Here is a 26,517-nt window from a genome sequence, read left to right as displayed (position 1 = left end):
CGCGAAACATCCAGTTTGGCGATGCACGGGGGTCCAATGCGAAAGTTGCGCAAAAGCGTGGCCGCATCGGCGCTATCCGTATCGCTGAACCCCGCCGACGATCGTCCGCAGCACCCTTGCCTTCAAAAGCAAATGCGAGTCAATCGCAAATAAGTCGCGATCCCAGACGGCGAGATCGGCCAGCATGCCGGGCGCGATCAGCCCCATCCGCCGTTCGTTGAACCCGGCATAGGCCCCTTCGCGCGTGTAGCAGCGCATCGCCTGTGCCAGCGAGATGCGCTGCGCCGGAAACCATCCGCCCGGATTTTTCCCGTCCAGCGTCTCGCGATCGACCGCCGCCTCCAGCCCGGTGAGCGGGTCGATCGGCGCGACCGGCCAGTCCGAGCCCATGCAGACATGCGCGCCCGAGCGGATCAGCGTGCCAAAGGCGAAACTGGTCTCCAGCCGCTTCTCGCCGACGCGGCGGACCGCCCAGCGACCATCGTCGATCGCGTGATAGGGCTGAACCGAAGCGATCACGCCCATTTCCCTGAACCGGGGAAAGGCATGCGGTTTCACATGCTGAACATGCTCGACCCGGAACCGCCGGTCGCGCGCGCCGTTCGCCCGGATCACCTGTGCCATCGTCGCCAGCACGATATCATTGGCCTCGTCGCCGATCGCGTGGACCGCGATCTGAAGCCCCGCCTTGTCCGCGCCGAGCATCCAGCGTTTGAGGTCGGCCGGATCGGTGACGATGATGCCGCGGGTCTGCGGATCGTCGTGATAGGGTTCGTAGAAGCGCGCGGTGCGCGAGCCGAGCGAGCCGTCGAACACGACCTTGCACCCGCCCCATTGCACCCAATCGTCGCCCCGCCCTTCACGTGCGATCAGCGCGGCCTGCGCCTCCCAATCCTTGAGCGGCAGATAATGGCGAAAGCGAAGACCCGTTTCGCCCTGCGCGCGCAGGCGCCGGGTCGAATCGAAGCTGATCGTTTCCAGCTCGGTCGGATGGACCTGCGTCACGCCCTTGCTCAGCGCGAGCGCGATCCCCTGTCGCGTCACCGCGTCGATCTCGTCCGGCGTCGGCTGGCCGATCGCCCGCAGCACCAGCTCCTTGGCGGCATCCTTGACGATGCCGGTCGGCTCGCCCTTCGCATCGCGCTCGATCACCCCGCCCGGCACGTCCGGCGTGTTGCGATCGATGCCCGCCAGCTTGAGCGCGAGCGAGTTGAGCAGCAGCATGTGCAGGTCGTAACGGATCACCGCGACCGGCGTGTCTGGCGTCACCGGATCGATCCAGCTTCGGTTCGGCATTTCGCCGCCCCAACGATCCTGATCCCAGTTCCCGCCCTGAAGCCAGGTCCCCTTGGGCAGATCCCGCGCCGCCGCCGCCACCCGGTCGATGAACGCGCGCGGCGTCGCCGCGTCACGCAGCGAGGGCTGTGACAACATGGTCGATGCTTTGACGAAATGGACGTGCGGATCGATGAAACCGGGCGTCACGAACGCGCCCTGAAGGTCGATCACCTGCGTCCGCTTGCCGATCCGCGCGCGGACTGCGGCGGCACCGATCGCGGCGATGCGATCGCCCTTCACCCCGATCGCGTCGCTGCGCATGTCGGGACCGGCCCCGGTCCACACCCGCGCGTTCAGATAGGCGATGTCGAGCATGTCGCCCCGCGCCCCGGCGAACGCGGCAGGTGACAAGGCGGTGACCGCCATTCCCGCGCCGCCGCCGAGCAGCGCGCGCCGATCGACCCTCATTTGCCCATGACCGGCTTGCGAGGCGGATTTTCCGCGCGCCATTTGTCGAGCCGGGCGATCCAGCGCGCGGCGGACAAGGGGCCATAGGTCTTTGAATCGGTGTGCGAGGCGACCAGTTCACGGATGTCGATGAAATAGGCCGGGCCGCTCGGCATGCCGAGTTCCCGGCGCTTCTTTGCCATCGCCGCCTGCTGTTCCGGCGTCGGCTTGAATCCGGTCACCGGCTTGAACAGGATCACGTCGAAATCCGCGCCGTCTTCGTGGAAGAACAGCTGGATCGGGGGCAGACCGGCCGCGGCGGCGACCTCGTCCGCCTGGGCGATGCGGCGGATGAACTCTTCCTGCTTGCCGGGCGCGAGCTTGAAGATTTCGAACCAGGCCTCCGGCCACGCCTCGGATACGGCCGCCGGTTCCGCCGGCTTGGGCGCCTCCTGAGCGAGAGCCGGAACCGCAACGCAGGCGGCCAGAGCGACGACGAGATGTTTCATGCCAGTTCCTCCCAGATCGTGGCGATGCTGCGCCCCCGCCATGGATCGGAAAACATCCAACAATGGGTCACCCACAGGGTCCAGTGCCGCCGGCCTTATCCAGCCGCCTCGCGCAATGCCGCCAGTGCCGCCCGCGCCTCCCGCTCGTTCAGGCTGGCGAACCCGACGCGCAGCCCGCGGGGAGCGTCGTCGCGGGTCATGAACGAGCGTGACGAGGCGAAGCGCAATCCCATTGCCGCCGCGCGCGCCTCCATCTGGTCGAGATCGACGTTGAAGCGCAGCCAGAAGGCCAGCCCCCCCTCAGGCATGCGATACTCGACGATGTCGCCGAACCGGCTGTCGAGTTCCGCCGCGAAACTTTCGCGTCGCTTCGCATAGACCTGGCGCACCTTGCGCGCGTGCCGGCGCAACTCGCCATTCTCGATCAGTTCGGCGGCGGCATCCTCGGTCAGCCGGTTGCCCATGCCGTCGGTCAGCGACACCATGTGCGCGATCGCGTCGATCACCGGCGGCGGCGCCGCGACATAGCCGATCCGCAGTGTCGGCAGCAGCAGTTTCGACATCGACCCGACATAGATGACGTGGCCCGGCCCATAGCCCGCCATCGGCAACAGCGGCTGTGATTCGAAATGGAATTCGTGATCGTAATCGTCCTCGATGATCGCGAAGCCGAACTGATGCGCCAGTTCCAGCAACCGCAGCCGCCGTTCCGGGCGCAGCGAGACCGTCGTCGGAAATTGATGATGCGGCGTCAGGAACACCGCGCGCACGGCATTGCGCCGGCACGCCCGTTCGACCTCCGCCACGTCGATCCCGTCCGCGTCGAGCGGGACCGCGACGATATTGGCGCCGAGCGACCGGCAGGCAGCCACTGCGGGTTCGTAGGTCAGCGCCTCGACGATCACGGTGTCGCCCGGCCGGACCAGCACATGGGCGGCGAGGAAGATGCCGTTCTGGCTCCCCCGCGTGATGCAGATATTTTCCGCCGAGACAGGCAATCCGCGCTGGCTCTTCAGCATCGTCGCGACGCTCTCGCGAAGCGCCGGCGTGCCGCGCGGATCGCCATATTGGAACTTGTTTTCCCGCGACGCGCGATGGGCGGCGGCGCGATAGGCGCGGGCGAGCAGTTCGGCGGGGAACAGGCGGCCGTCGGGCGCCCCCTCGTCCAGCTTCAGCCCCGGCCCCGACGGCAGCGCCAACGGCCGATCGGGCGGCGAAGCGTAGCGATAGTCGATCGGCACCTCGCTCATCGTCGCCTCGGCCTCGCCGCGCTGCCGCTCGACCGGGTCGGGGAGCGAGGTCGATACCATCGTCCCGCGCGTCCCCGCCGAGGCCAGCCAGCCCTGCGCGATCAAATCCTCATAGGCGAGCACCACCGTCTTGCGATTGACACCCAGGATCGACGCGAGTTCGCGACTGCTGGGCAGATAGGTCCCCGATGTCAGGCGCCCGCGCTCGATGTCGCGGATCAGCGCCTGGATGATCTGCATGTAGATCGGCACATCGCGCGCCGGATCGATCCGCTCGCCGAGCGTGACCTGCCAAGGCCTGAGCATTGGACCCCCGCTCCCTCCGTAATTTGCCTCAAGGAGAGCCAAGGCTATCGAGATTCACGGCCTTCCGCAATGTGCTTGGACCCCCATCCTTTTTTGACTTGGTGCTTGCCGCCCCCCGGCGGCTGCGGAAAAAGGGGGCCAGTTGGAACAGGTGGCGGGTCAGCATCACATGGGGGACGGGGATATCCGCGTGGCCGAAACGCGCCACGATACCGGCATTTCGCCGTTCGACCGGTTCAGCGACGCCGATGTCCGGGCGCTTATCGCCGACTATCCGCTGGCATGGGTCTGTGGCGGGACCGGCGCGGCGATCGAGGCGAGCCTGTTGCCGCTGGTGGGCGTCTATGACGATTCCGGCCGGCTGATCGAGCTGATCGGTCATCTGATGCGGAGCAACCCGCTCCATGCCCTGCTTGCCGGACGGCCGGACGCGACGATCCTGTTCCGGGGGCCGGCCGCCTATATCAGCCCCGAACATGCCGGGCGGCGCGACTGGGCGCCGACCTGGAACTATGCCCAGCTGAAGATCGCGGCGCGGATCGCGTTCGACGACGCGCTCACCGAACACGCGCTCGCGCTGCTCATCGACGCGGTCGAGAATGGCCGTGCCGCGCCGTGGCGGGTCGAGGAGCTGGGGCCGCGCTATCACGCGATGCTGCCGCACATCATCGGCTTTCGCGCGCGGGTGACGGACCTGTCGGGCAAGTTCAAACTGGGCCAGGACGAGAAGCCGTCGACCTTTGCGGCGATTACCGCCACCCTGCCCGATGTCGAAACGGTCGCGTGGATGCGGCGGATGAACGGGGAGCGCTGACACATGCCGATGGCGGGACGGATCGGGTGGATGCTGGTCGCGGGCTTGTCGCTCGCCGCGCCTGCGCCGGGCGATGCGCAACGGGCCGCCGCGCCGGCGCCCGGGCAACAGGACCCCTTTCCCAGCCGCTATGTCCAGCCAAGGCCCGACGACATGCTGCTGCGTGGCGCGACGATCCTGGACGGCGCGGGCGGGCGGATCGACGGTGGCGACGTCCTTGTCCGGGGCGGCAGGATCGTCGCGGTCGGCCGGGCGCTGGCCAATCCGGGCGTCCGCGAAGTGGATGCGAAGGGCCGCTGGATCACCCCGGGCGTGATCGATGTACACAGCCACGACGGCACCTTCGTGCGCCCGCTGACCGACATCGACCGCGAGGCGAGCGACGTTGCCGAAACCGCCACTCCGAACAGCGCCGATACCTGGATCGAAACCGCGGTCAACGCGCAGGACATGGCGTTTGACCGGGCGCTGGCGGCGGGCGTCACGACGATCCAGATCCTCCCCGGATCGACCCCGATCTTTGGCGGCCGGTCGGTCGTGGTGAAACCCGTGCGCGCGCCGACCGTGTGGGACATGAAGGTCGCTGGCGCGGTTCAGGGCTTCAAAATGGCCTGTGGCGAAAATCCGAAAAGCTGGGGCGCGGAAAAGGACCAGGACGGGCCGACCAGCCGCGAGGGCGTCATCGCCTATATGCGGCAGCGGTTCATCGAGGCGCAGGAATATCGCCGCGCATGGGAGCGGCATCGCGCGGGCGCCGGGCCGGCACCGGCGCGCGACCTGAAGCTGGAGGCGATCGCGGGGATCCTGACCGGCGACATCCGCGTCAACCTGCACTGCTATCGCGCGGGCGACATCGCCGCGATGCTGAACATCGCGAAGGAGTTCGGATTCCGGATCGGCGCGATCCACCACGCGACTGAGGCGTACAAGATTCCGGGATTGCTGCGCGCGGCGGGAACCTGTGCCGCGGTCTGGGCCGACTGGTGGGGATTCAAGATGGAGGCGCAGGACGCGATCCGCGCCGAGGCGCCGCTGCTCGAACGCGAAGGGGTGTGCGTGATGATGCATTCGGATTCGCCGGCCGATGGCCAGCGGCTCAATATCGCGGCGGCCAAGGCGGCAGCGGCGGGGCGGCGCATCGGCATCGTGACGCCGCCCGAAACGATGATCAAATGGACCACGAGCAATCCGGCGAAGCTGCTGGGCCTGGACACCCAGATCGGGACGCTGGCGCCCGGCTATCGCGCCGATCTGGTCCTGTGGTCGGGCGATCCGTTCAGCGTGTACAGCCGCGCCGATCTGGTCCTGATCGACGGCGCTATCGCCTGGGACCGGGCGCAACCGCGTACCGCGCCGGTTTCCGATTTCGAACTGGGCCGTCGGAGTGCGCAGCCATGAAGCGCCTGATCGCCATGTTCGCGCTCGGCGCGGCCACGCCCGCATTGGCCCAGACGGCCGCCCCGCCGATCGCCATCACCCACGCCGAAGCGTGGACGATGGAGAGCGACACGCCGGTCCGCGACGCCACCATCATCGTCGCCGACGGCCGGATCGTCTCGGTCACGCCGGGCGGCGCGGCGCCGGAAGGGGCGACCGTGATCGACGCGAAGGGCAAGCCGGTGACCCCCGGGCTGATGAACGGCGCGACCCAGATCGGGCTGATCGAGGTTTCGTCATCCGCCGATACGCGCGACCAGGCCTCCGCCGACGATCGCAATCCCGGGTTCGACCCGGCCCGCGCGCTCAACGGAAATTCGACGCTGGTCGATCTCGCCCGCGCCGACGGCTTGACCCGCGCGCTCATCTACCCCTCGCCGTCGCGGCAGCCGGTGTTCAGCGGCGAGCCGGTGATCGCACGATTGCGCGACGGCGCCGACATTCTGGGCCGGGGCGATGTCGCGGCCTATGCGGTGATCGGCGGCGGTGCGTGGGACCGGATCGGATCGCGCGCCCAGCAATGGGCGGTGCTGCGCAAGGCGCTGACCGATGCGAAGCGGGCCGGAGCAGCAGGCGAAGCGGCCGACGCGGGCAAGCGTCGGGGCGGTCCGCCGCCGGGACGCGGCCGCCATGACGAGGGCGAAGCGCTGCGCGACGTGATCGCCGGCGAGATCCCGCTCGCCATCCAGACGCATCGCGAAACGGACATTCGACAGGCGATCGACCTGACGCGCGAGTTCGGCATCCGGGTGGTGATCGTGGGCGGCGCGGAGGCGTGGCGGGTGGCCGACGCGCTGGCACAGGCAAAGATCGCCGTCGTGCTGGACCCGCTGACCAACATGCCCGAGAGTTTCGACCAGCTTGGCGCCCGTCAGACCAACGCCGCGATCCTGACCGCCGCCGGGGTGCGCATCGCCTTTGGCATGGTCGGCGGCGGCATCCATATGAGCTACAATGCCGGCATGGCGCTGCGCGAGGGCGCGGGGATCGCGGTGGCGAACGGCCTGCCCTATGCCGACGCGCTGCGCGCGGTGACGATCAATCCCGCCGCGATCTGGGGCGGCGAGCGGATCACGCTGACACCCGGCGCGCCCGCCGATCTGGTGGTGTGGGACGGCGATCCGCTCGAACCGTCGAGCATCGCGCTGAACGTGATCGTGGAAGGGCGCACGGCATCGACGCGATCGCGTCAGGACCTGCTCGCCGAACGCTATCGGGACGCCCGCTGATGGAGGTGCTGCTCATCGGCTGCGGGCGGATGGGCGGCGCGCTCGCCCGGGGCTGGCGCGCCAGTCACCGCGTACTGGCGTTCGATCCCATGGCCGACGCGCTTCCCGACGGGGTCGAGCGCATCGAAGCGCTGGAGGCGCTGGCCCCCGACGACGCACGCGTGATCGTGCTGGCGGTCAAGCCACAGAGTTTCGCCCATGTCGCGCCGGCGCTTCGCCCGCTCGCCATGGACGGCGCGCTGATCGTTTCGATCATGGCCGGGGTGACGCTGGCCGGGCTTGAAGCCGCGCTGGACACGCGCCGGGCGATCCGGGCGATGCCGAACACCCCGGCCGCGATCGGACGCGGCATCACCGCCGCCATCGCCGGTCCCGGCACCCGCGCGGGCGACCGCGATCTGGCGCGCGACCTGCTTCGCCCCGCCGGCGATGTCGTGTGGGCGGAGGCCGAGGCCCAGATGGATGCGATCACCGCCCTGTCGGGCAGCGGCCCCGCCTATTTCTTTCGCTTTGCCGAGGCGCTCGCCGCAGCGGGGGGCAAGGCCGGCCTGTCCCCGGACCTGGCGATGCGGCTGGCCCGCGCGACCTTTACCGGCGCAGCCGCGCTGGCCGAGGCCGATCCCGCGGCGCTCGACGAACTGCGCCGCCAGGTGACCAGCCCGGGAGGAACCACCGCCGCCGGGCTGGCCGTGATGGACGCCGGCAAGGCGATCGATCGCCTTGCGGCCGACATGCTGACCGCGGCGGCGGCACGCTCGCGCGAACTCGCGCACTAGGATCGAACGCCGACGAAAAGGCGTCGCAGGAGAGGAAGATGAACGCAGGTCCGGCCATGATCGGCGTCCCCGGCGATGGGGCCGCCCCGCTCGACACGCGCGATGCGCGCCCGATCGCACTCGACCGACGCACCCGCGCGCGCGCGGCGGTGGCGGGATCGATCGGCAACCTCATCGAATGGTATGATTTCTATGCCTATGCCTATACCGCGCTCTACTTCGCCTCGGCGTTCTTTCCCTCGGGCGACCGCACCGCGCAGTTGCTCAACGTCGCGGCCATCTATGCCGCCGGCTTTCTGATCCGGCCGCTCGGCGGGTGGTTTTTCGGACGCTATGCCGACCGTCGGGGCCGGCGGGCGGCGATGATCGCGTCGGTCATCCTGATGGGCGCCGGGTCGCTGCTGATCGCGTTCCTGCCGACCCATGCCGCGATCGGCGCGGCCGCCCCCGCGCTGTTGCTGGTCGCGCGGCTGATGCAGGGGTTTTCGACGGGCGGGCAATATGGCGCCGCCGCCACCTATCTCAGCGAGATCGCGGAGCCGGGCCGGCGCGGCTTCTATGCCTCGTTCCAGTTCGTCACGCTGATCGGCGGACAGTTGCTGGCGCTGCTCGCGATCTTCGCGCTCCAGACGAGCCTGTCCGAAACCGCGATCCGCGAATGGGGCTGGCGCGTGCCGTTCGTCATCGGCGCGGGGCTTGCCGGCGTCTTCCTGTTGCTGCGTGATCAGATGCATGAAACCGCCGAACCGGCGGCAAACGGGTCGGACGCGGGATCGCTCGCCACGCTGTTTCAGCATCCGCGCGCGATGTTCGTGGTGATGGCGCTCAGCGCCGCCGGCGCGGTGACACTGTACACTTTCACCACCTATATGCAGAAATATCTGGTCAATACCGCCGACATGGACGTCGCCGGGGCCAGCCGGGTGATGCTGATCGTCACCTTTGCGTTCCTGTTGCTTCAGCCGGTGCTGGGGACGCTGTCCGACCGGATCGGGCGGCGGACCAACCTGCTGATCTTCAGCGGCGGCATGACACTGTTCGCGGTGCCGCTGCTCGGCGCGATCGGGCGGGCGGGTTCCCTGTGGAGCGCGGGGCTGCTGGTCTTCGCCTCGCTGTTCCTGATGAGTTTCTACACATCGGTATCCGGGTTGTTCAAGGCGGAGCTGTTCCCCGCGCGGATCCGTGCGCTGGGCGTCGGCCTGGGCCATTCGATCGCTGCGGCGATCTTTGGCGGAACCGCCGAATATGCCGCACTGCTGATGAAGCAGATCGGCCATGAACAGGCGTTCGCCTGGTATGTCTCGGCGGTCTGCGCGATCGCGTTCGTGGTGGCGTGGCGGATGCGCGAGCCGCGGGCGCACGGCCATCTCGCCTGACGCTGGCGGGGGCGGTTTGTGCGACTTGGCCCGTTCCGTCCCGGGCATCCGGCGGCTAGGGTTTCGGGGTCAACAGGGAGGCGGGCAGATGGGTCGGGCAATGCTGGCAATGATCGCGGCCGTGACGCTCGCAACTGGCGTGCAGGCCCAGGACGCGCTGCCGCTCAAGCCGACGCGCACGCTCGATACCGAGGTGTCGAGCGGCACCTTCATGTCGCTCGCCATTTCGCCGGACGGGCGGACGATCCTGTTCGACATGCTGGGCGAACTCTATGCGCTGCCCGTCACCGGCGGGCGTGCGGTGCCGATCGCCCAGGGCATCGCGTTCGATGTCCAGCCGACCTTTTCCCCGGACGGCAAGTGGATCGCCTATGTCAGCGACCGGTCCGGGGGCGACAATGTCTGGATCGCGCGTGCCGACGGCAGCGACGCGCGGCGGATCACCGACGGGGATGACGGCGCGGTCCGCACCTCGCCGGAATGGAGCGCCGACGGCACCCATGTCTATGTCAGCCGCTATCGCATCCGATGGGACCGGTACGAGCTGTGGCGCCATCCGGTGGCGGGTGGCCCCGGCGAACTCGTCGCTCCGGCAAGGCTGAAGCCCGACGCGCCGCGCGCGGCATGGCAGAGCACGCTTGGCGCGGCGGCATCGCGCGACGGCAAATGGCTCTATTTCGCGCGTCGCACCGGCGACCTGTCGTTCGAGGACATGGTGCCGTGGACGATCGTGCGCCGCGATCTCGCCACCGGCGCCGAACAGACCGTAATCGACTCCGGCGAGGGGCGCAGCGCGGGGAGCGAGGCGTTTTTCCGACCCGCCATCTCCCCCGACGGGACGCTGCTCGCCTATGCCACCCGCCGCATGGCCGAAACCCGGCTGCGGCTGCGCAACCTGGTGACGGGCGAGGATCGCGACCTGGGGCCGGCAACGCTCGACCTGATGAACGGCGCGGCGTGGATGGACCTGATCCCTCGCTATAGCTTCGCCCCCGACGGCAAGGCGATCCTGATCGCGGTCGATGGCCGGATCGAGCGGCGTCCGGTCGATGGATCGGCGCCCACGCGGATCCCGTTCATCGCGCATCTGCAACTGGCGATCGGACCGGCGACGCGGATCGCGTTCCGCGAGCCGGCCGGCGCGGTCCGCGCGAAATTGCCACAGGGGACGACCCTGTCCCCCGACAACCAGCGGGTCGCGTTCGCCGCATTGGGCAGCCTCTATGTCCAGCCGCTGCGTGGCGGCCCGTCGCGCCGCCTGCCGATCGAGGGCGCCCTGCCCTCCCTGCCCAGCTGGAGTCCGGACGGGCGACGGCTCAGCTATGTGAGCTGGAGCGAGGCGGGCGGCGGTGAGGTCTGGACGATCGCCGCCGACGGATCGGAGGCGCCGCGCAAGGTGAGCGACCTGACCGCCTTTTACACCCACCCGGCCTATACGCCGGACGGGCGGACGATCCTGGCCGTGCGATCGCCTGCGGCGGCGCGGCGGCAATCGAGTTTCGAGTTCGGCACGGTGCGCCCGGCGCAGCTGGTCGCCCTTCCCGCCGATGGCGGCGCGGCCCGGGTGATTGCCGAGGGCCGGTTCGGCCAGCGCCCCCATTTCGTCGCGAACCGGCCCGGCCGCGCCTATCTGGTCAGCGACGCCGGGCTGGTCGAAGTCGATCTAAAGACCGGTGCCACGCGCCCGATCGCGCGAGTGAAGGCGCAGGGCTATTATTTCACCGACGCGCTCGCCAATGCCGATGACGTGCGGATCAGCCCGGACGGCAAGTGGCTCGCGGCGCAGACCAGCGAGCAGCTCTATGTGATGCCGGTGCCGCAAGGGCCGGACATCGACATCGACCTGACCGCGTCGCATGGCACCGCGCGCAAGGTCAGCGCGATGGGCGCCGACTTTTTCGACTGGCGCGCGGACGGCGGCCTGCTCTGGTCGGTCGGCAATCTGGTACGAACGCTGGCCAGTCCCACCGCGCGCGCGCCGCGCGCGGGGGCCGAACTGATCGCGGAACTGCCCCGCGCGCGGCCGGCGGGTCGCCTGTTGCTGACCCATGGGCGGGCGCTCACCATGACCGACGGCGACCGGGTGATCGCCGACGCCGACATCTTGATCGATGGCGATCGCATCGCCGCGATCGGCGCGCACGGGACGCTCGCGGTGCCGGCCGGGACGCCGGTGCGCGATCTGGGCGGACGCACGGTCGCGCCGGGCTTCATCGACGACCATGACCATATCGGCAGCATTCGCCGCAACGTGATCGGCGACGAGGAGTGGGGGCTGCGCGTGCGGCTCGCCAATGGCGTCACGACATCGTTCGACCCCTCGACGCTGGGGATCGACCAGATCGCCTATCAGGACCTGATCGATGCCGGTCTGATGGTCGGTCCGCGCCTGCGATCGACCGGGCCGGCGCTGTTTTCAAAGGAACGCTTCACCTCGCTCGACCAGGTCCGGGATGTGTTGCGCCGCTATCGCGACGCATGGGGCCTGCGCAACATCAAGCAATATCGCGGCGAGAGCCGCATCGTGCGCCAGTGGATCGCGATCGCCGCGCGCGAGCTGGGCCTGTTGCCGACGACCGAGGGCAGCCATAACCCCAAGTTGATTCTGACCCAGCTGCTCGACGGCTATGCCGGCAACGAACACGCGCTGCCGATCGCGCCGTTTCAGGAGGACGTGGTCAAACTCTATCAGTTCACCCGGACCAGCTATGTCGCGACGTTGCTGGTCAACACCAGCGGGCCGGCGGCGCGCAGCTATTATGTCGCGCTGCACGATCCTGCCGCACGCGACGCGAAGGTACGGCATTTCTGGCCGCCCGCCGCGATCGCGCAAAAGCTGGGCCATCGCGAATGGGGATCGCTCGCAGCCTCGCGCCTGCCGGCGCTCTCACGCGATGTCGCAACGCTGGTGCGCGCCGGCGCGCTGGTCGGCATGGGATCGCATGGGGACGAGCCGGGCATCGGATTTCACTATGAACTGGAGGCGCATCGCCTGGGCGGCATGACGCCGATGGAGATCCTGCACGCCGCCACCGCCGGCGCGGCCGAGACGATCGGGCGGCTGGACGACATGGGAACGCTGCAACCGGGCAAATATGCCGATCTGGTGGTGTTCGACCGCGATCCGCTGAACGATATCCGCGACACGCGATCGGTCGCGCTCGTCATGCGCGGTGGACAGTTGTTCGACGCCGCGACGCTCGACGAACTGTGGCCCACCCCGCGCACGCTGCCCGCCCCCTGGTTCGCACGCACAGGTGACACGCAATGGCTACCGACCGACTGAAGCTGGACCCGGAAATCCGCGCTTTTCTGGACGGGATGCGCGCGCGATGGGCGATGCATCCGCCATTCGCGACCCTCGACTTCCCGGCCCAGCGTGCGGTGTGCGAGCAGGTCCGCGCCCCGCTGGCCGAGGGCGGGCCGGCCATGGTGCGGACGATCGAGCGCCTGTTCGATCCGGGGGCGGGACCGCTGCACATCCGCGCCTATTTCCCCGAAGGCGCCGCCACGCCGGCACCGGCGCTGATCTATCTGCACGGCGGCGGGTTCACGCTGTTTTCGATCGACACCCACGACCGGCTGATGCGCGAATATGCCGCGCGCGGCGATTTCGCGGTGATCGGTGTCGATTATCCCCTGTCGCCCGAACATAAATTTCCCGAGGCGCTCAACCGCATCGTCGCGCTGATCCGGTGGCTCGACACCGATGGCGGGGAGATCGGCGTCGATCCCGGCCGGCTGGCGATCGGCGGCGATTCCGCCGGCGCGAACCTGAGCATCGCCGCCGCGCTGCGCCTGCGCGACGCGGGAGAATCAGGCGTCCTGCGCGCGATCCTTGCCAATTACGGCTATTTCTCGAACGCGATTTCGGACGCGGCCGAAGCGCAGTTCGGCGGACCCGGTTCGATCATGGATCGCGCCGAGGCGCTTTCCTATTACGACAACTACCTCACCGATCCGGTGCGTGAGGCGCAGGACCCATATGCCTGCCCGCTGCATGCGGAGCTGACCGGCCTGCCGCCGACCTGTCTCGTCATTCCCGAATATGACGTGCTGATCGAACAGTCGCTGGCGATGGCGCGATGCCTGGCCGAGGCGGGCGTCGCGACGCAGGCGACCGTCTATCCCGGGACCACGCACAGCTTTCTGGAGGCGATGTCGATGGCAGCGGTGGCCCGGCGTGCGATTTCGGACGGGGCCGCGTTCATCCGCGCGTACCTGGCCTAGCCGCGTACGACCCCCGCCGCGATCAGCCGGTCGATCTCTCCCGCATCGAATCCGCCCTCACCCAGGATCGCGCGGCTGTCGGCGCCGATCGCGCGCGGCCCGGTGTCGGGCCGTTCCCCGGCTCCGTCGAAACGGACCGGCTGGGGAAGCGACCGCGCGATCCCCTCCGCATAGCCATCCGGCACGTCGAAAAATCCGATGTCGAAAAGATGCGGATCATCCAGCAGCTGGGCAGGCGTGGCGACATTCGAACAGGGGATGTCGCGCGCCTGGAGCGCGGCCATCCACGCGGCGGTCGAACGCGTGCCGAGCGCGTGCGCGACCAGCGCATAGAGATCATCGATCCGCGCCGCCCGCGCACGCGGGTCGGCAAACCAGTCGGCCTGTGCGACATCCTCCCGCCCGACCTCAGCGAGAAAGGCGCGCCACTGCCGCTCGGTATAGGGCAGGACCGCGATCCACCCGTCAAGCGTCTGGAACGGGCGCCGGTTGGGCGAGAGCAGGCGCGGATAGCCCACCGCCCCGTCCTGACGGAACGTCGCTTCGGCAAGATGTTCGTTGAGAAGGAAAGCGGCGAGCGCCTCGAACATCGGCACCTCGACCTGGATCGCGGCGGCATTGCCGTTCGCGCGCGCGACCAGCGCGGCGAGGATGCCATAGACGGCGTGCAGCGCGGCGACCTTGTCCGCCAGAATCGTCGGAACGAAGCGCGGATCGCCGCCGGTCATCGCCGCCAGGCCGGCGATGCCGCTCGCCGCCTGGATCACATCGTCGAACGCGGGCCGGTCGCGATAGGGGCCGCGCTGCCCGAAACCGATCGCGGCGCAATGGATGATCCGCGCATTGACCGCGCAAACCGCGTCGAAGCCGAGGCCCAGCCGCTCGGCCGCCTCGACCCGCATATTGTGCAGCAGCACATCGGCATCGGCGATCAGCCGGTGCAGCGCCGCGCGTCCCTCTGCCTGTTTGAGGTCGAGCGCCAGCATCCGTTTGTTGCGGTTGTTGTTGACGAACAGCGCGCCCCCCGCCGCGCCGCGCGGGTGCGCGTCGCGCGCGATATCCCCCTCGATCGGCTCGACCTTGATGACATCGGCGCCCAGATCGGCGAGGATCTGACCCGCATAGGGGCCAAGCACGACCGCCCCCACCTCGATCACGCGTACCCCGTTCAGCAGCGTCAGCATCGCCGCCCGTTCAGCCGCGTACGGCCGGCGGAAGCGTCGCGGCGATCCATGGCGACGCCTGTTCATAGGCATGGCCGACTTGCAGCACCGCCAGATCGGCATGCGTGGGTCCGATGATCTGAAGCCCGATCGGCAGCCGGCGTGGCCCGCCAAATCCGGCCGGAACCGCCAGTGTCGGCAGACCGGCCATCGTCGCCGGAAGCGTCACCTCCATCCAGCGATGATAGCTGTCCATCGACCGCCCGGCGATCTCGCGCGGCCAGCGCGTCTCGACATCGAACGGAAACACCTGCGCGCTGGGCAGCACCACGAAATCGAACGTTTCGAACAGTTCGCGAAACGCCTGATAGAGGCGCGAGCGCGCCTGCGACGCTTCGGCGATCTGGCGCGCCGACAGCGCGAGATAGCCCTCGACCTCCCAGATCGCCTCCGGCTTCATCTGCGCGCGCTTCGCCGGATCGGCATAGAAGTCCATGAGGTCCGATCCCACCGACCAGTGGCGCAGCGTCACCGCCGTTCGCCACATCTCCGCCGCCGACATCGACAGCCGCGCCTCCTCGACCTGCATGCCGATGGCGCGAAACCCCGCCAGCGCGTTCCGACAGGTGTCGAGAAGCCCCGGCTCCATCGCCAGATCGCCATTCAGGTCGCCAAGCCAGCCGATCCGCCGGCCCCGCCATTCGCGATCGAGCGACCCGGCAAAGACCACCGGATCGTCGGAAAGCGAGAAAGGCGAGCGGACGTCCGCACCGGCCTGAACCGACAGGAGCAGGGCCAGGTCGCGGACGCGCCGCGCCATCGGCCCGGAGGTCGCGAAGGTCTGGCCGAACACATCGCTGGACGGCACCGAGGGAACGCGCCCGAAGGACGGGCGGAACCCGAATATGTTATTCCATCCGGCGGGGTTGCGCAGCGATCCGCCGAAATCGCTGCCATCGGCGAGCGGGACCATCCTGAGCGCCAGCGCGACCGCCGCGCCGCCGCTGCTTCCCCCGGCGGTGACGGCGGGATTCCATGCGTTGCGTGTCACCCCGAACACCGGATTGAAGGTGTGGGAGCCGAGCGCGAATTCAGGAACATTGGTCTTGCCGACAAAAAGCGCCCCCGCCCCCCGCATCCGCGAAACGACCAGCGAATCGGCGGTCGGCACATAATCGCGCAGCAGCGGCGTCCCCTGGGTCGATGCGATGCCGCGCGTGGGCGCGGTATCCTTCACCGCATGGGGAAAGCCGTGCAGTGGCCCGCGAAACCGCCCCGCGACCGCATCCGCGTCGCAATCGGCCGCCGCCTTCATCAACCGGTCGCCATCCACGCGCGACACGATCGCGTTGAACCGCGGATTCAGCCGATCGACATGGGCGAGATGCGCCGCCATCAGATCGCGGCTCGACACCTCCCTCCGGCGGATGGCGGCGGCAAGGTCCACCGCATCCATGCGCAGCAGCGGCGAGATACCGCCCCCGGTCGTGGCAAGCGCGGCGGCCGGAGACAACAGCACCGGCGCGGCCAGCAACTCCCTGCGCGTGAGTGCGATGGCGGTGCTCGAAACAGGGTCGGTCATGGCGCTTCCTAAACCGGGTGCGGCATGCCGAACACCGCCAACGCACCGGTTTCACAGGGGGCCAATCGGGTCGCCAGCGAGATCGTCGCACCTGCTCCGGCAAGGCTCCGCCGGCCCGGCGCCAGCAAAAAGGCCAGCTAACCCCTGGGGAAAGCTGGCCTCTGCAATGGTGGGCGCGGCAAGGATTGAACTTGCGACCCCTGCGATGTCAACACAGTGCTCTACCACTGAGCTACGCGCCCGTTGCCGGCGGCCATGGCCACCGGCGAATCTCGGGAAGCGGCGCTTTAGCGGGGCGATCCGCCCCATGCAAGCACCGTCACGATCAATTGCTGCTGGGTACCTGTTCGCTCTCGAACAGGCGATCGACCTCCAGCACCAGATCGCGCAGATGGAACGGTTTCGACAGGACCCGCGCCTGTGGCACCTGCTTCCCCGCCTTCAGCGTGACGGCCGCGAAGCCGGTGATGAACATGACGCGCATGCCCGGCGCGATCTCGCTCGCGCGTTGCGCCAGTTCGATGCCGTCCATCTCCGGCATCACGATGTCGCTGAGCAGCAGGTCGAACGATTCGCTCTCGATCAGCGGCAGGGCGGCGGTGCCGCGATCGACCGCCACCACGGCATAGCCCGAACGTTCCAGCGCGCGCGTCAGATATTCGCGCATCACCCGGTCGTCCTCGGCCAGAAGAATCCTGATCATGCGCGCTCCCTCACCGCGCAGCCCCGTCGCCGCGCTTGCCCCGCCAGCCGGCACCTTATGCGCGAACAGCTTAAGATTTTCCAGCCGCGCGGGGCGTTGCCCGCCCGCATATCGACGCATAGACTTGGCCGGCATGACCGGCGCGCCGCCCTATGACCGCCACGGACCCGCCGAACCGGCATCGCCAGTCGTGCTGTCGGTGCCGCATGCCGGTCGCGACTATCCGCTGGCACTGCGCGCGGCGTTGCGGGTCGCGCCCGCGACGTTGATCGCGCTGGAGGACCGGCACGCCGATACGCTGGCGCTGGCGGCACGCGGGGCGGAAACGCTGTTCGTCGCCACGCGTCCGCGGGCGTGGATCGATCTGAACCGCGCCGAGACCGAGCGCGATCCCCGCGTGGACGAGGGCGCCGACCCGATCCCCGACGGCGCGATGTCGCTGAAACTGCGCAGCGGGCTGGGCCTGATCCCGCGCCGGGTGGGTGGCGCCGACTTATGGCGGCGGCGCTTTTCGGACGAAGAGGTGCGCGCCCGGATCGGGAAGGACCATCGCCCCTATCACGCCGCGCTGGCCGATGCGCTGGCGGCGGCGCGGGCGCGCTTCGGGGTCGCGGTGCTGATCGATGTCCATTCGATGCCGCCGCTGGCCCGGGGTGGCGCGCGGCTGGTGATCGGCGACCGGTTCGGACGGGCCGCCGCAACGCGATTCGTGAGCCGGATCGAAGCGAGCGCACACAGCGCCGGCGTCCGCACCGCGCTCAACACGCCCTATGCCGGCGGATATGTGCTGGCACGCCACGCCGATCCGGGGACGAATATCCACGCGATACAGCTGGAGTTCGACCGCTCGCTCTATCTCGACCGGCGCCAACGCGAGCCGGGTGCCGGGTTCGACGCCACGGTGGCGCTGCTGCGCCGGGTGGTGGATGCGGTCGCGGACGAGACGCTGCCGCTGGCGGACGCCGCAGAGTGACCGCCGCGACCCGTACCTCGTTGGCATAAAAAAACCGCCCGGTGTTGCCACCGGGCGGCCAAGGTTCAGGGAGGAGACACGCCCGCAGGCGTGCCGCACGGTTCCGCGAAAGGGGGGACACGGAAACCGTACAAGTCGAATATATGCAGGCTTGACCGTTGCTTCAAGGCCACAATCGCAAATGCGACGAACCGAGTGGCGACGACCGCTAAGCCCCCCGTTTCAGGGCGGGAATCATACGGCCAAGCGTTCCGTCCCGCCGACCGAACTGGTGCCAGAGCGCGGCCGCGACGTGGAGCGCGACCAGCGCAGCCATCGCATAGCCCAGCACCTCATGCGCCTCATGGCCGAATCCGCCGCCGGCGCGGCCGACGGGGAGGAAGGGAACGTCGAACAGCCCGAAGAACGAGAAGGGCCGCGGCGTCTTCGCGCCGGACACCAGCATCCACCCGGTCAGCGGAACGACGATCATCAGCGCGTAGAAGGTCCAGTGGGTGACCTTCGCGACCAGCCTTTCCCAGGGCTGGACGCCGGGCGCGAAATCGGGCGCGCGATGCGCCAGCCGCCAGCCCAGACGCACCAGACTGAGCGCCAGCACCAGGATGCCGACCGCCTTGTGCGCGGGCATCAGCGCCCAGTCGCGCGGAAGGGCATCATGCCCGATCCCCACGAACAGGTTGAACAGAATGAGGGCCGCGAGGGTCCAGTGAAGCGCGATCGCGACGCTGGTGTAGCGATCGCTGCGGAACGCCGCGGCCATCGGCTCAGGCCGCCGGCTGCGGCGGCGCGAAACCGGCCTGCATCTGGCGGGCGAAGATGTCGCGCATCAGGCCCAGCGAGAAGAGATGCGCATAGATCAGCGGCAACATGCCGTTCTGTGCCATCTTGCGCAGCTGGTCGCCGCGCAGTTCGTTGAGCTTGTTCTCATCGACCATCTGGAAGCCACGATAGACATGGGGCTGTTCCTCGCCCTCGGCCTGGATCGCGACCTCACCGTCCATCAGCAGTCCCTGGTCCTTCAGCTCCTTGACGAACGCGCCGGTCTTTTGCCCGGCAATCTCGAAATCCTCGTTGAATTTCAGGATCTGCTGGACCAGCTCGGTGGGCTTGCCGTCCTCGAACAGCGCCTGCCCCTCGTCGAACGCACCGATCATGTCGGACGTCGGATCGAAGCAGAGCGACAGCTCCTCGGCATCGGGACGCAGCTTGGCGAGAAGATACGGGTAGCGGCGCGCATAGGCCGGAAGGTAGATTTCGAGACCTTCCTTGATGTTGCCGGCGTCGTCGAAAAAGACGTTCACCCCCTCGTTCAGCCCCATCAGCGCGAGCGGAACCGGCTCATCGCCGACGGAGAACACGATCGGCATGAAACGCTGCACCAGCGGGAATTCCTCGACCGTCAGCGGAATCGCATGCTGCTTCGCCATGAACGGCGCCGAGGTGACGGTGCGCGCCTTGAAATCGGCGTGCGCCTCGCTCGAAAGCGGCTGAAGGTCGTTATAGAACAGCGGAAGGCCTTGGGTCTGCGGCGCGGTGGCCATCGTCTTCTCCTGGGATTCGAATGCGCGCGGTCTATTGACGCACGCCGTCCTGCGCAAGGGTAACCAGTTTCCCCGGATTGAACAGCCCGGCCGGATCGAACGCCCGCTTGATCGCGGCGAGGGCGTGCATGCGGGCGGGCGAGGACAGGCGCGCCAGCTCGTCGCGCTTCATCTGGCCGATGCCATGTTCGGCGGAGATCGATCCCCCCGCCGCGACCACCAGGTCGTGGACGAACGGGCTGATCGTGCCGCTCGCCGCCGCTGCCCAGTCGGCGGGGCTGCCACGGGGCGCGCGCACATGGAAATGGACATTGCCGTCGCCCAGATGGCCGAACGCCCCCGCGCTGGTGCCGGGAAAGCGCGCCTCTACCGCGCGCGCGCCGTCGATCATGAAATCGGGCATCGCCGCGACCGGGACCGAGATGTCGTGCTGAAGCGCCGGCCCGTCGGCGCGTTCCGCCTCCGAAATCGAATCGCGCAGCTTCCAGAAGGACTCGGCCTGCGCCTCGCTCGCCGCCAGCGCGGCGTCGCGGATCAGGCCCGCATCCAGCGCGCCGGCCAGCACGGTTTCGATCAGCGCCCCGGGATCGCGATCGCCGGGCGCGCTCGCCACCGCCTCGACCAGCACGTGCCAGGGGTGCGATCCGGCGAGCGGCGCGCGGGTGTCCGGGATGTGGCGCAGCACCAGGTCGAGCGAATGCGCCGGAACGACCTCGAAACTCTCGACCACCTCCCCCGCGCGTTCGAACAGGCGGAGCAGGGCGAGCGCGGCGTGTGGCGTTTCGACGCCCACCCACGCGACCGCCCGCGCCGCCACCGCCGGAACGAGCCGGAGCGTCGCGGCGGTGACCAGGCCCAGCGTCCCCTCCGCCCCGATCAGCAGCTGAGTGAGATCATAGCCGCGATTGTCCTTCTTGAGCGGGGCCAGGCCGTCATGGATGCTGCCGTCCGGCAACACCGCCTCCACCCCCAGCACCAGCGCCCGCATCGTCCCGAAACGCAGCACCTGCGTGCCGCCGGCGTTGGTGGAGACGAGGCCGCCGATCGTCGCGCTGCCCCGCGCGCCCAGCGTCAGGGGAAAGCGCTGCCCCGCCGCGATCGCCGCGCCGTGCAGCTCGGCGAGGATCACCCCCGCCTCCGCCACCGCCAGCCCGGCGCCGGCATCGATGCGGCGAATCGCGTTCATCCGCCGGGTCGACAGGATCAGCGCCGATCCGTCGGCGGGCGGAGTCGCGCCGCCGACCATGCCGGTATTCCCCCCCTGCGGCACCAGCGCCACGCCATGCTGCGCCGCGAGTGCGACCAGCGCCGCCGCCTGATCGGTCGATTGCGGCTGAAGCAGCGCGGGCGCGGCGCCATGATAGCGTCCGCGCCAATCGGTCAGCCACGGGCGAATCGCGTCCGGATCGGTCACCGCGACCTTTGCTCCGAACCGTTCGACCGCCCGGGCCACCAGTTGTCGCTGCTGTTCGTTCATGCCGCGCCGGTACCATGGCGGGATGGCGCGCGGCAATTCATCCACTGTTCAAACGATGCCGTTATGAGGCACATCTTCATGGTGAACGAACTGCTTGCCGCGATCACTGCATTCTTTCTGCCGCCGATGGGGGCAGAGGGACTTGCCGTGCCGCCCGATCCGGCCCCCGGCCGGGTAACGCAGATTCGCATCCAGCAGCATATCGTCATCCGCATCCCCGGCCCGGATGCCGCGCGCCGCGTGTCGGCCCCGGCCGCGCCGCTGCCGCCGATCACCTGGGTCGAGCGGGATGCCGACAAATGCGTGCGGATGGAGGCGGTGAGCGGCGCCGCGATCACCCGCGCCGACAGCGTGGACCTGGTGCTGGCCGGCGGGCGCCGCGTGCGCGCGAAGCTGGGCCGCGAATGCCCGTCGCTCGATTTCTATTCGGGCTTCTATGTCCGCCCGACCAAGGACGGGATGGTCTGCGCGAAGCGCGACGTGTTCCGCTCCCGTTCGGGCGGCGAATGCAGGATTCAGGCGTTCCGCACCCTGATTCCCGAGCGTTGACCCCTTCCAACCTTGACTTTCGGGCGCATTTCTCCGATGCGCGCCGGGGTTAGGCGGGCCTGTCGCCTGCATATTTTCCGGACATCTGGATGAGCTTTGCCGATCTCGGCCTCTCTGACGAATTGCTGAAGGCCGTCACAGAGGCCGGCTATACCGAACCGACCCCCATTCAACGCCAGGCGATCCCGCCGGTGCTGATGATGCGCGACCTGATCGGCATCGCCCAGACCGGCACCGGCAAGACCGCCAGCTTCGTGCTGCCGATGATCGATGTGCTGGCCGAAGGGCGCAGCAGGGCGCGGATGCCGCGCAGCCTGATTCTGGAGCCCACCCGCGAGCTGGCGGTGCAGGTCGCCGAGAATTTCGAAAAATACGGAAAGCATCACAAGCTGTCGATGGCGCTGCTGATCGGTGGCGTGCAGATGGGCGATCAGGTCAAGGCGCTGGAAAAGGGCGTCGATGTGCTGATCGCCACGCCCGGCCGGCTGATGGACCTGTTCGAGCGGGGGAAGATCCTGCTGACCGGGTGCAACCTGTTGGTGATCGACGAGGCGGACCGGATGCTCGACATGGGGTTCATCCCCGATATCGAGAATATCTGCACGAAGCTGCCCGCCAATCGCCAGACGCTTCTCTTCTCCGCGACGATGCCGCCGCCGATCAAGAAGCTGGCCGACCGGTTCCTGACGAACCCCAAGACGATCGAGGTCGCGCGCCCCGCGACCACCAATATCAACATCACCCAGCGGCTGGTTTCCGCGCCGAGCAGCGCGTTCGGCAAGCGCGAGACGCTGCGCCGCCTGTTGGGCGCGGAGGATGTGCGCACCGCGATCATCTTCTGCAATCGCAAGACGACGGTTCGCGAGCTGAACAAGAGCCTGAAGAAACATGGCTTCCGCTCGGCAGAGATCCATGGCGACATGGACCAGCCGGCGCGGCTCGCCGAACTCGACCGGTTCAAGACCGGGGACGTGAACATCCTGGTCGCGTCGGACGTCGCGGCGCGCGGGCTGGACATCAAGGGCGTCAGCCACGTCTTCAATTTCGACGCGCCCTGGCATCCCGATGATTATGTCCACCGCATCGGCCGCACCGGCCGCGCGGGGGCGACCGGCACCGCCTACACGCTGGTCACCAGCGCCGATGCCGAGGCGGTCGAAAATATCGAGAAGCTGACCGGGCAGAAGATCGAGCGGATCGGCGACGTACCTGCTGCCGAGCCGACCGACGACAAGCCCCGCGCGCGTCGCGGCAAGAAGGCCGGCGAAAAGAAGGGCGAAGCCAAGCCGGCCGCGAAGGACTCCGTTCCGGAGGACGACGCGCCGCCTGCCGAGCGCGAAACGCGCCGTGACCGTGAACCGCATCGCGCACCGGCCGCTGCCCGCGCGCCCCGCCCCGAGCGGGACCGGCGGCGCGACCGTGACCATCATGATGGTCACGGTCCCGATGACGGCGGCTGGAACGGCCCGGTTCCCGATTTCCTGAACTTCACGATCCCGGCGTGACCGCGTCGGGCGACGCCGACGATTTCCTCGAATTCACGCCGCTGCCGGGGGTGCAGAGCCCCTGTGTCGCGATCTGTCGTATCGGACCGGACCGGCTGTGCCAGGGGTGTCGCCGGACGATCGGGGAAATTGCCGAATGGTCGGGCGCGAGCGACACGCGCAGGCGTGAGATCCTGCACCATATCGCGGGTCGCGCGCCGGCATGATCCCCGGCTGAAACAATCACTTGCGACGGAGCCGAAGCCTGCGGCACAAGCCGGTCGGATGAACGTCCCCGTTTCCGCCCGCCAGATTCTTCGTGCGGCGACCGCGCCCGACCATGCGCGCGTCGATACGGCCTTTTCCGGCTTCGAGCTGGGCGTGCGCGGATCCTACACCGCGTTTCTGCGCGCGCAGGCCGCGGCGTTGCTGCCGGTCGAGGCGGCGATCGATGCCTGCCCGGACCTGCCGGTGACGGATTGGCCGGAGCGGCAGCGCGGCGATGCGCTGCGCGCCGATCTGGCTGAGCTTGGCGCCGCCCTGCCCGCCCCGCTCTCCGCCCCCGAACTCATCGGCGCGGCGCAGGTGCTGGGCGCGCTCTATGTCCTTGAAGGCGCGCGACTGGGGGGCAAGCTGCTGGTCCGATCGGTCCCCGACACGCTGCCCCGCCGCTTTCTGGGCGCGCGCCAGGATGCCGAAAAATGGCGCGGATTGATCCAAATCCTCGATCGCGCGTTAGTTACGGAACGGCAACGGGCTACGGCGACGGACACAGCCCGCCGCATCTTCGCGATGTTCGAGGAAAGCGCGATGCGGCATGGAAGGACGAGCTGCTTTGAGTGATGCCCCGACGGTCAATCTGACCAATTGCGACCGCGAACCCATCCATATTCTGGGCGCGGTCCAGCCGATCGGTTTTCTGATCGCCCTGACCGCCGACTGGATCATCGCGCGCGCGTCCGAGAATCTGGCCGGCTTTATCGGCATGTCGCCGGGCAACGCGATCGGGCTGCCGCTGGCGGAGATATTCACGGCACCGGCGATGCACGAATTGCGCAATCGCACCGCCATGCTGCGCGGCGCCGACGCGATCGAGCGATTGTTCGGCATCGAACTGACTCCCGACGGCGAGCGGTTCGACGTCGCGGTCCATCTCTCGCGCGGGCAGATCGTGATCGAGGCGGAGCGATCGATCGGCGAGATCGGCGACGTGACCGGCACGGTGCGGTCGATGATCGCGCGGCTGGACCAGTGCGACGACCTGACCGCCTTTTTCCGCGAAGGCGCGCGCCAGGTCCGCGCGCTGATCGGATTCGACCGGGTGATGGTCTATCGTTTCGCGCCCGACGGCTCGGGCGAGGTGGTGGCGGAGGCGTGCAAGCCGGGTATCGGCCGCTTTCTCGGCCTGCACTATCCCGCCAGCGACATCCCCGCACAGGCGCGTATCCTCTATACCCGCAACCTGTTGCGCGTGATCGCCGATGTCCATGCGGCGCCGGTGCCGATCGTTCCCCAGCTCGACGAGAAGGGCGAGCCGCTCGACCTGTCGCTTTCGCTGCTGCGATCGGTGTCGCCGATCCATATCGAATACCTGAAAAACATGGGCGTCGATGCCTCGCTGTCGATCTCGATCGTGGTCGAGGGCAAGCTGTGGGGGCTGTTCGCCTGTCACCATTATTCGCCGCGCTGCCCCAGTTTCGAACGGCGGTCGGTGTCCGAACTGTTCGCCCAGATGTTCTCGATGCGCCTGGAGAGCCGCGAACGGCAACAGACGGTCGAGTTCGAACGGCGCGCGCGCGACATTTCGGACCAGTTGCTGGGTGCCGTCGCATCGGACGAGGCGCTGCTGCGCGACCCCGACTGGCTGGCGGATATTCTGACTCATGCCATTCCCGCCGACGGAGTCGGCGTCTGGCTGTCGGGCAGCTACGCCTTTTCCGGGATCACCCCGCCGACCGAGGAGTTCCGCCGGATCGTCCGCGCGCTCAACGCGACCGCGGCGGGGAAGGTGTTCGCGACCGACCATATCGGTTCGCTGATCGATGACGCGGACAAATTCTCCAGCGCCGCCGCCGGGCTGCTTGCCATTCCCGTGTCACGCTCGCCGCGCGATTATGTCGTGCTGTTCCGGTCCGAGATGGTCCGCTCGATCCGCTGGGCCGGCGATCCGCACAAGCCGGTCGAATATGGCCCCAACGGCCCGCGCCTGACCCCGCGCGAGAGCTTCGAGGAATGGAAGGAACTGGTGCGCGGGCGCTCTCAACCCTTTTCCGTGTCGGAGATGCGGGTTGCCGAAACGCTGCGCGCGACGCTGATCGAGGTGGTGCTGCGGCTCGCCGACGAGGCATCGGCCGAGCGGCAGCAGGCGAGCGCGCGACAGGAACTGCTGATCGCCGAACTCAATCATCGCGTACGCAACATCCTGGGCCTGATCCGCGGGCTGATCCGGCAGGCCCAGCCCGAGGACGAGGCGGTGCGCGATTTCGTCAAGGTCGTGGACGGGCGCATCCATGCGCTCGCCCGCGCGCACAATCAGATTACCGAGGATCATTGGGGTCCCGCCTCGCTACAGACGCTGATCGACGCGGAATCGGGTGCATTTGTGGAGGGCGGCGACCGGATTCACGCAAAGGGCGAACCGGTGATGCTCAACCCCCAGGCCTTTTCGACCATGGCGCTGGTGGTGCATGAGCTGGTCACCAACTCGACCAAATATGGCGCGCTCTCTGTCCCGGGGGGACATGTCGAATTCAGCTGGCACCGCGGCGCGCGGGGCGACCTGTTGCTGCAATGGCGCGACATTGGCGGCCCGGCGATGGTCAAGCCGACGCGGAAGGGGTTTGGGACCACGATCATCGAACGCTCGCTTCCCTATGATCTGGGTGGCGAGGCGGAGGCGCGCTATCCCGAAACCGGGTTCGAGGCCGATTTCTGCATTCCCGCCCGCCACGTGTCCGAACCGCGATCATCGACCGGACCCGCGATCCGCTTTTCGCAAACCGCCGCCGGGCATCGGGAGGATCCGCCGGCCGACCTGCTCAAGGGGCAGAATGTCCTGCTGGTCGAGGACAGCCTGATCATCGCGCTGGATGCCGAGGATATCGTCACCCGGCTGGGCGCAGACGATGTCGCGACCGCCTCGTCGGTCGATGCCGCGCTCGACCTGATTACCGCGAATCCGCCCAGCGTCGCGATCCTCGACATCAATCTGGGCAGCAACAACAGCTTTCCGATCGCCGACGCGCTGTTCGACCGGCAGATCCCGTTCATGTTCGCCACCGGATATGGCGAGCAGGCGCAGTTTCCCGACCGGCATCGTGGCCGCCAGGTGATCCAGAAACCCTATACGATCGAGAATATCGCCCGCACGCTCGCGGAGATGCTGGGCTGAGC

22 protein-coding genes and 1 tRNA gene are annotated in these 26,517 nt (G+C 68.4%); 13 read left to right on the top strand and 10 right to left on the bottom strand.

The genetic code is table 11. The features are described from left to right. Positions 1-72: 72 nt before the first annotated feature. From KF783_RS09075 to KF783_RS09065, 3 genes are all read right to left on the bottom strand, one after another. Positions 73-1,746 carry an amidohydrolase gene (locus tag KF783_RS09075; RefSeq protein WP_294078413.1) on the bottom strand — a complete coding sequence of 558 codons (1,674 nt, stop codon included), beginning with the start codon at positions 1,744-1,746 and terminating at the stop codon, positions 73-75. Then, entirely contained in the window at positions 1,743-2,234 is a 492-nt protein-coding gene (locus KF783_RS09070; protein WP_294078411.1) for a hypothetical protein, read from the bottom strand. Before KF783_RS09070 ends, KF783_RS09075 begins: the two co-directional genes overlap by 4 nt. 95 nt (positions 2,235-2,329) lie before the next feature. Then, a complete protein-coding gene (locus KF783_RS09065) occupies positions 2,330-3,790 on the bottom strand; it encodes a PLP-dependent aminotransferase family protein (RefSeq protein WP_294078409.1) in 1,461 nt (486 codons plus the stop codon). Positions 3,791-3,941: 151 nt separating this feature from the next. Here KF783_RS09065 and KF783_RS09060 point away from each other — a divergent pair, with 151 nt between their 5' ends. From KF783_RS09060 to KF783_RS09030, 7 genes are all read left to right on the top strand, one after another. Next, positions 3,942-4,604 (top strand): FMN-binding negative transcriptional regulator, encoded by a 663-nt coding sequence (locus KF783_RS09060; RefSeq protein ID WP_294078669.1) that lies wholly within the window; start codon positions 3,942-3,944, stop codon positions 4,602-4,604. Between the two features lie 3 nt (positions 4,605-4,607). Further along, positions 4,608-6,002 (top strand): amidohydrolase family protein, encoded by a 1,395-nt coding sequence (locus KF783_RS09055; protein ID WP_294078408.1) that lies wholly within the window; start codon positions 4,608-4,610, stop codon positions 6,000-6,002. Continuing rightward, entirely contained in the window at positions 5,999-7,270 is a 1,272-nt protein-coding gene (locus KF783_RS09050; protein ID WP_294078406.1) for an amidohydrolase family protein, read from the top strand. The genes KF783_RS09055 and KF783_RS09050 overlap by 4 nt, the downstream gene beginning before the upstream one ends. Further along, a complete protein-coding gene (gene proC, locus KF783_RS09045; protein WP_294078405.1) occupies positions 7,270-8,046 on the top strand; it encodes a pyrroline-5-carboxylate reductase in 777 nt (258 codons plus the stop codon). The genes KF783_RS09050 and proC overlap by 1 nt, the downstream gene beginning before the upstream one ends. Before the next feature lie 38 nt (positions 8,047-8,084). Continuing rightward, complete coding sequence (locus KF783_RS09040) at positions 8,085-9,422, top strand: MFS transporter (RefSeq protein WP_294078403.1); 1,338 nt, start codon at positions 8,085-8,087, stop codon at positions 9,420-9,422. Between the two features lie 121 nt (positions 9,423-9,543). Next, positions 9,544-12,708: an amidohydrolase family protein gene (locus tag KF783_RS09035; protein ID WP_294078401.1), complete on the top strand. Its 3,165-nt coding sequence runs from the start codon at positions 9,544-9,546 to the stop codon at positions 12,706-12,708. Then, complete coding sequence (locus KF783_RS09030; RefSeq protein ID WP_294078399.1) at positions 12,690-13,652, top strand: alpha/beta hydrolase fold domain-containing protein; 963 nt, start codon at positions 12,690-12,692, stop codon at positions 13,650-13,652. Before KF783_RS09035 ends, KF783_RS09030 begins: the two co-directional genes overlap by 19 nt. Here the strand turns inward: KF783_RS09030 and KF783_RS09025 are convergent. From KF783_RS09025 to cpdR, 4 genes are all read right to left on the bottom strand, one after another. After that, positions 13,649-14,836, bottom strand: a complete 1,188-nt coding sequence (locus tag KF783_RS09025) for a CoA transferase (protein ID WP_294078397.1) — start codon at positions 14,834-14,836, stop codon at positions 13,649-13,651. The genes KF783_RS09030 and KF783_RS09025 overlap by 4 nt on opposite strands. Before the next feature lie 10 nt (positions 14,837-14,846). Continuing rightward, a complete protein-coding gene (locus KF783_RS09020) occupies positions 14,847-16,397 on the bottom strand; it encodes an amidase (protein WP_294078396.1) in 1,551 nt (516 codons plus the stop codon). Between the two features lie 167 nt (positions 16,398-16,564). Then, positions 16,565-16,639: transfer RNA gene (locus KF783_RS09015), tRNA-Val, on the bottom strand. An 83-nt stretch (positions 16,640-16,722) separates the two neighbouring features. Continuing rightward, positions 16,723-17,100, bottom strand: a complete 378-nt coding sequence (gene cpdR, locus KF783_RS09010) for a cell cycle two-component system response regulator CpdR (protein ID WP_294078394.1) — start codon at positions 17,098-17,100, stop codon at positions 16,723-16,725. Positions 17,101-17,233: 133 nt separating this feature from the next. On the opposite strand from cpdR, the gene KF783_RS09005 reads away from it, so the two are divergent. Next, positions 17,234-18,073, top strand: coding sequence for an N-formylglutamate amidohydrolase (locus KF783_RS09005; RefSeq protein ID WP_294078392.1), 840 nt, complete (start codon positions 17,234-17,236; stop codon positions 18,071-18,073). A gap of 208 nt (positions 18,074-18,281) precedes the next feature. On the opposite strand, the gene KF783_RS09000 is transcribed toward KF783_RS09005, so the two are convergent. The 3 genes from KF783_RS09000 to KF783_RS08990 are packed head-to-tail and all read right to left on the bottom strand — an operon-like array spanning position 18,282 to position 21,091. Beyond that, on the bottom strand, positions 18,282-18,833 hold the full coding sequence (locus KF783_RS09000; RefSeq protein WP_294078390.1) for a cytochrome b: 552 nt from the start codon (positions 18,831-18,833) through the stop codon (positions 18,282-18,284). A gap of 4 nt (positions 18,834-18,837) precedes the next feature. After that, on the bottom strand, positions 18,838-19,614 hold the full coding sequence (locus tag KF783_RS08995; protein WP_294078388.1) for a SapC family protein: 777 nt from the start codon (positions 19,612-19,614) through the stop codon (positions 18,838-18,840). A gap of 31 nt (positions 19,615-19,645) precedes the next feature. Beyond that, a complete protein-coding gene (locus tag KF783_RS08990; protein WP_294078387.1) occupies positions 19,646-21,091 on the bottom strand; it encodes an FAD-binding oxidoreductase in 1,446 nt (481 codons plus the stop codon). 63 nt (positions 21,092-21,154) lie between these two features. Between KF783_RS08990 and KF783_RS08985 the strand changes: the two genes are divergently transcribed. The 5 genes from KF783_RS08985 to KF783_RS08965 all read left to right on the top strand — a co-directional run bounded on the left by KF783_RS08985 (position 21,155) and on the right by KF783_RS08965 (position 26,515). After that, positions 21,155-21,640 carry a hypothetical protein gene (locus KF783_RS08985; RefSeq protein ID WP_294078386.1) on the top strand — a complete coding sequence of 162 codons (486 nt, stop codon included), beginning with the start codon at positions 21,155-21,157 and terminating at the stop codon, positions 21,638-21,640. A gap of 89 nt (positions 21,641-21,729) precedes the next feature. After that, on the top strand, positions 21,730-23,145 hold the full coding sequence (locus tag KF783_RS08980; protein WP_294078385.1) for a DEAD/DEAH box helicase: 1,416 nt from the start codon (positions 21,730-21,732) through the stop codon (positions 23,143-23,145). Then, entirely contained in the window at positions 23,142-23,351 is a 210-nt protein-coding gene (locus KF783_RS08975; protein ID WP_294078383.1) for a DUF1289 domain-containing protein, read from the top strand. Before KF783_RS08980 ends, KF783_RS08975 begins: the two co-directional genes overlap by 4 nt. Before the next feature lie 58 nt (positions 23,352-23,409). Further along, the gene (locus tag KF783_RS08970; protein WP_294078381.1) at positions 23,410-23,967 is read left to right on the top strand and encodes a biliverdin-producing heme oxygenase; all 558 of its coding nucleotides are present in this window, start codon (positions 23,410-23,412) and stop codon (positions 23,965-23,967) included. Next, the gene (locus KF783_RS08965; RefSeq protein WP_294078380.1) at positions 23,942-26,515 is read left to right on the top strand and encodes an HWE histidine kinase domain-containing protein; all 2,574 of its coding nucleotides are present in this window, start codon (positions 23,942-23,944) and stop codon (positions 26,513-26,515) included. Before KF783_RS08970 ends, KF783_RS08965 begins: the two co-directional genes overlap by 26 nt. Positions 26,516-26,517: the final 2 nt, after the last annotated feature.

The sequence above is a fragment of the Sphingomonas sp. genome (assembly GCF_019635455.1).
Lineage (GTDB): Bacteria > Pseudomonadota > Alphaproteobacteria > Sphingomonadales > Sphingomonadaceae > Sphingomonas.
The sequence above is the reverse complement of the archived record's forward strand: the minus strand, read 5'-3'. Positions and strand labels throughout refer to the sequence as shown.

Coding starts and splice junctions, on each gene's coding strand:
- KF783_RS09075 (WP_294078413.1), bottom strand. CDS start 1,746: ATGAGGGTCGATCGGCGCGCGCTGCTCGGCGGCGGCGCGGGAATGGCG.
- KF783_RS09070 (WP_294078411.1), bottom strand. CDS start 2,234: ATGAAACATCTCGTCGTCGCTCTGGCCGCCTGCGTTGCGGTTCCGGCT.
- KF783_RS09065 (WP_294078409.1), bottom strand. CDS start 3,790: ATGCTCAGGCCTTGGCAGGTCACGCTCGGCGAGCGGATCGATCCGGCG.
- KF783_RS09055 (WP_294078408.1), top strand. CDS start 4,608: ATGCCGATGGCGGGACGGATCGGGTGGATGCTGGTCGCGGGCTTGTCG.
- KF783_RS09050 (WP_294078406.1), top strand. CDS start 5,999: ATGAAGCGCCTGATCGCCATGTTCGCGCTCGGCGCGGCCACGCCCGCA.
- proC (WP_294078405.1), top strand. CDS start 7,270: ATGGAGGTGCTGCTCATCGGCTGCGGGCGGATGGGCGGCGCGCTCGCC.
- KF783_RS09040 (WP_294078403.1), top strand. CDS start 8,085: ATGAACGCAGGTCCGGCCATGATCGGCGTCCCCGGCGATGGGGCCGCC.
- KF783_RS09030 (WP_294078399.1), top strand. CDS start 12,690: ATGGCTACCGACCGACTGAAGCTGGACCCGGAAATCCGCGCTTTTCTG.
- KF783_RS09025 (WP_294078397.1), bottom strand. CDS start 14,836: ATGCTGACGCTGCTGAACGGGGTACGCGTGATCGAGGTGGGGGCGGTC.
- KF783_RS09020 (WP_294078396.1), bottom strand. CDS start 16,397: ATGACCGACCCTGTTTCGAGCACCGCCATCGCACTCACGCGCAGGGAG.
- cpdR (WP_294078394.1), bottom strand. CDS start 17,100: ATGATCAGGATTCTTCTGGCCGAGGACGACCGGGTGATGCGCGAATAT.
- KF783_RS09005 (WP_294078392.1), top strand. CDS start 17,234: ATGACCGGCGCGCCGCCCTATGACCGCCACGGACCCGCCGAACCGGCA.
- KF783_RS09000 (WP_294078390.1), bottom strand. CDS start 18,833: ATGGCCGCGGCGTTCCGCAGCGATCGCTACACCAGCGTCGCGATCGCG.
- KF783_RS08995 (WP_294078388.1), bottom strand. CDS start 19,614: ATGGCCACCGCGCCGCAGACCCAAGGCCTTCCGCTGTTCTATAACGAC.
- KF783_RS08990 (WP_294078387.1), bottom strand. CDS start 21,091: ATGAACGAACAGCAGCGACAACTGGTGGCCCGGGCGGTCGAACGGTTC.
- KF783_RS08985 (WP_294078386.1), top strand. CDS start 21,155: ATGAGGCACATCTTCATGGTGAACGAACTGCTTGCCGCGATCACTGCA.
- KF783_RS08980 (WP_294078385.1), top strand. CDS start 21,730: ATGAGCTTTGCCGATCTCGGCCTCTCTGACGAATTGCTGAAGGCCGTC.
- KF783_RS08970 (WP_294078381.1), top strand. CDS start 23,410: ATGAACGTCCCCGTTTCCGCCCGCCAGATTCTTCGTGCGGCGACCGCG.
- KF783_RS08965 (WP_294078380.1), top strand. CDS start 23,942: ATGGAAGGACGAGCTGCTTTGAGTGATGCCCCGACGGTCAATCTGACC.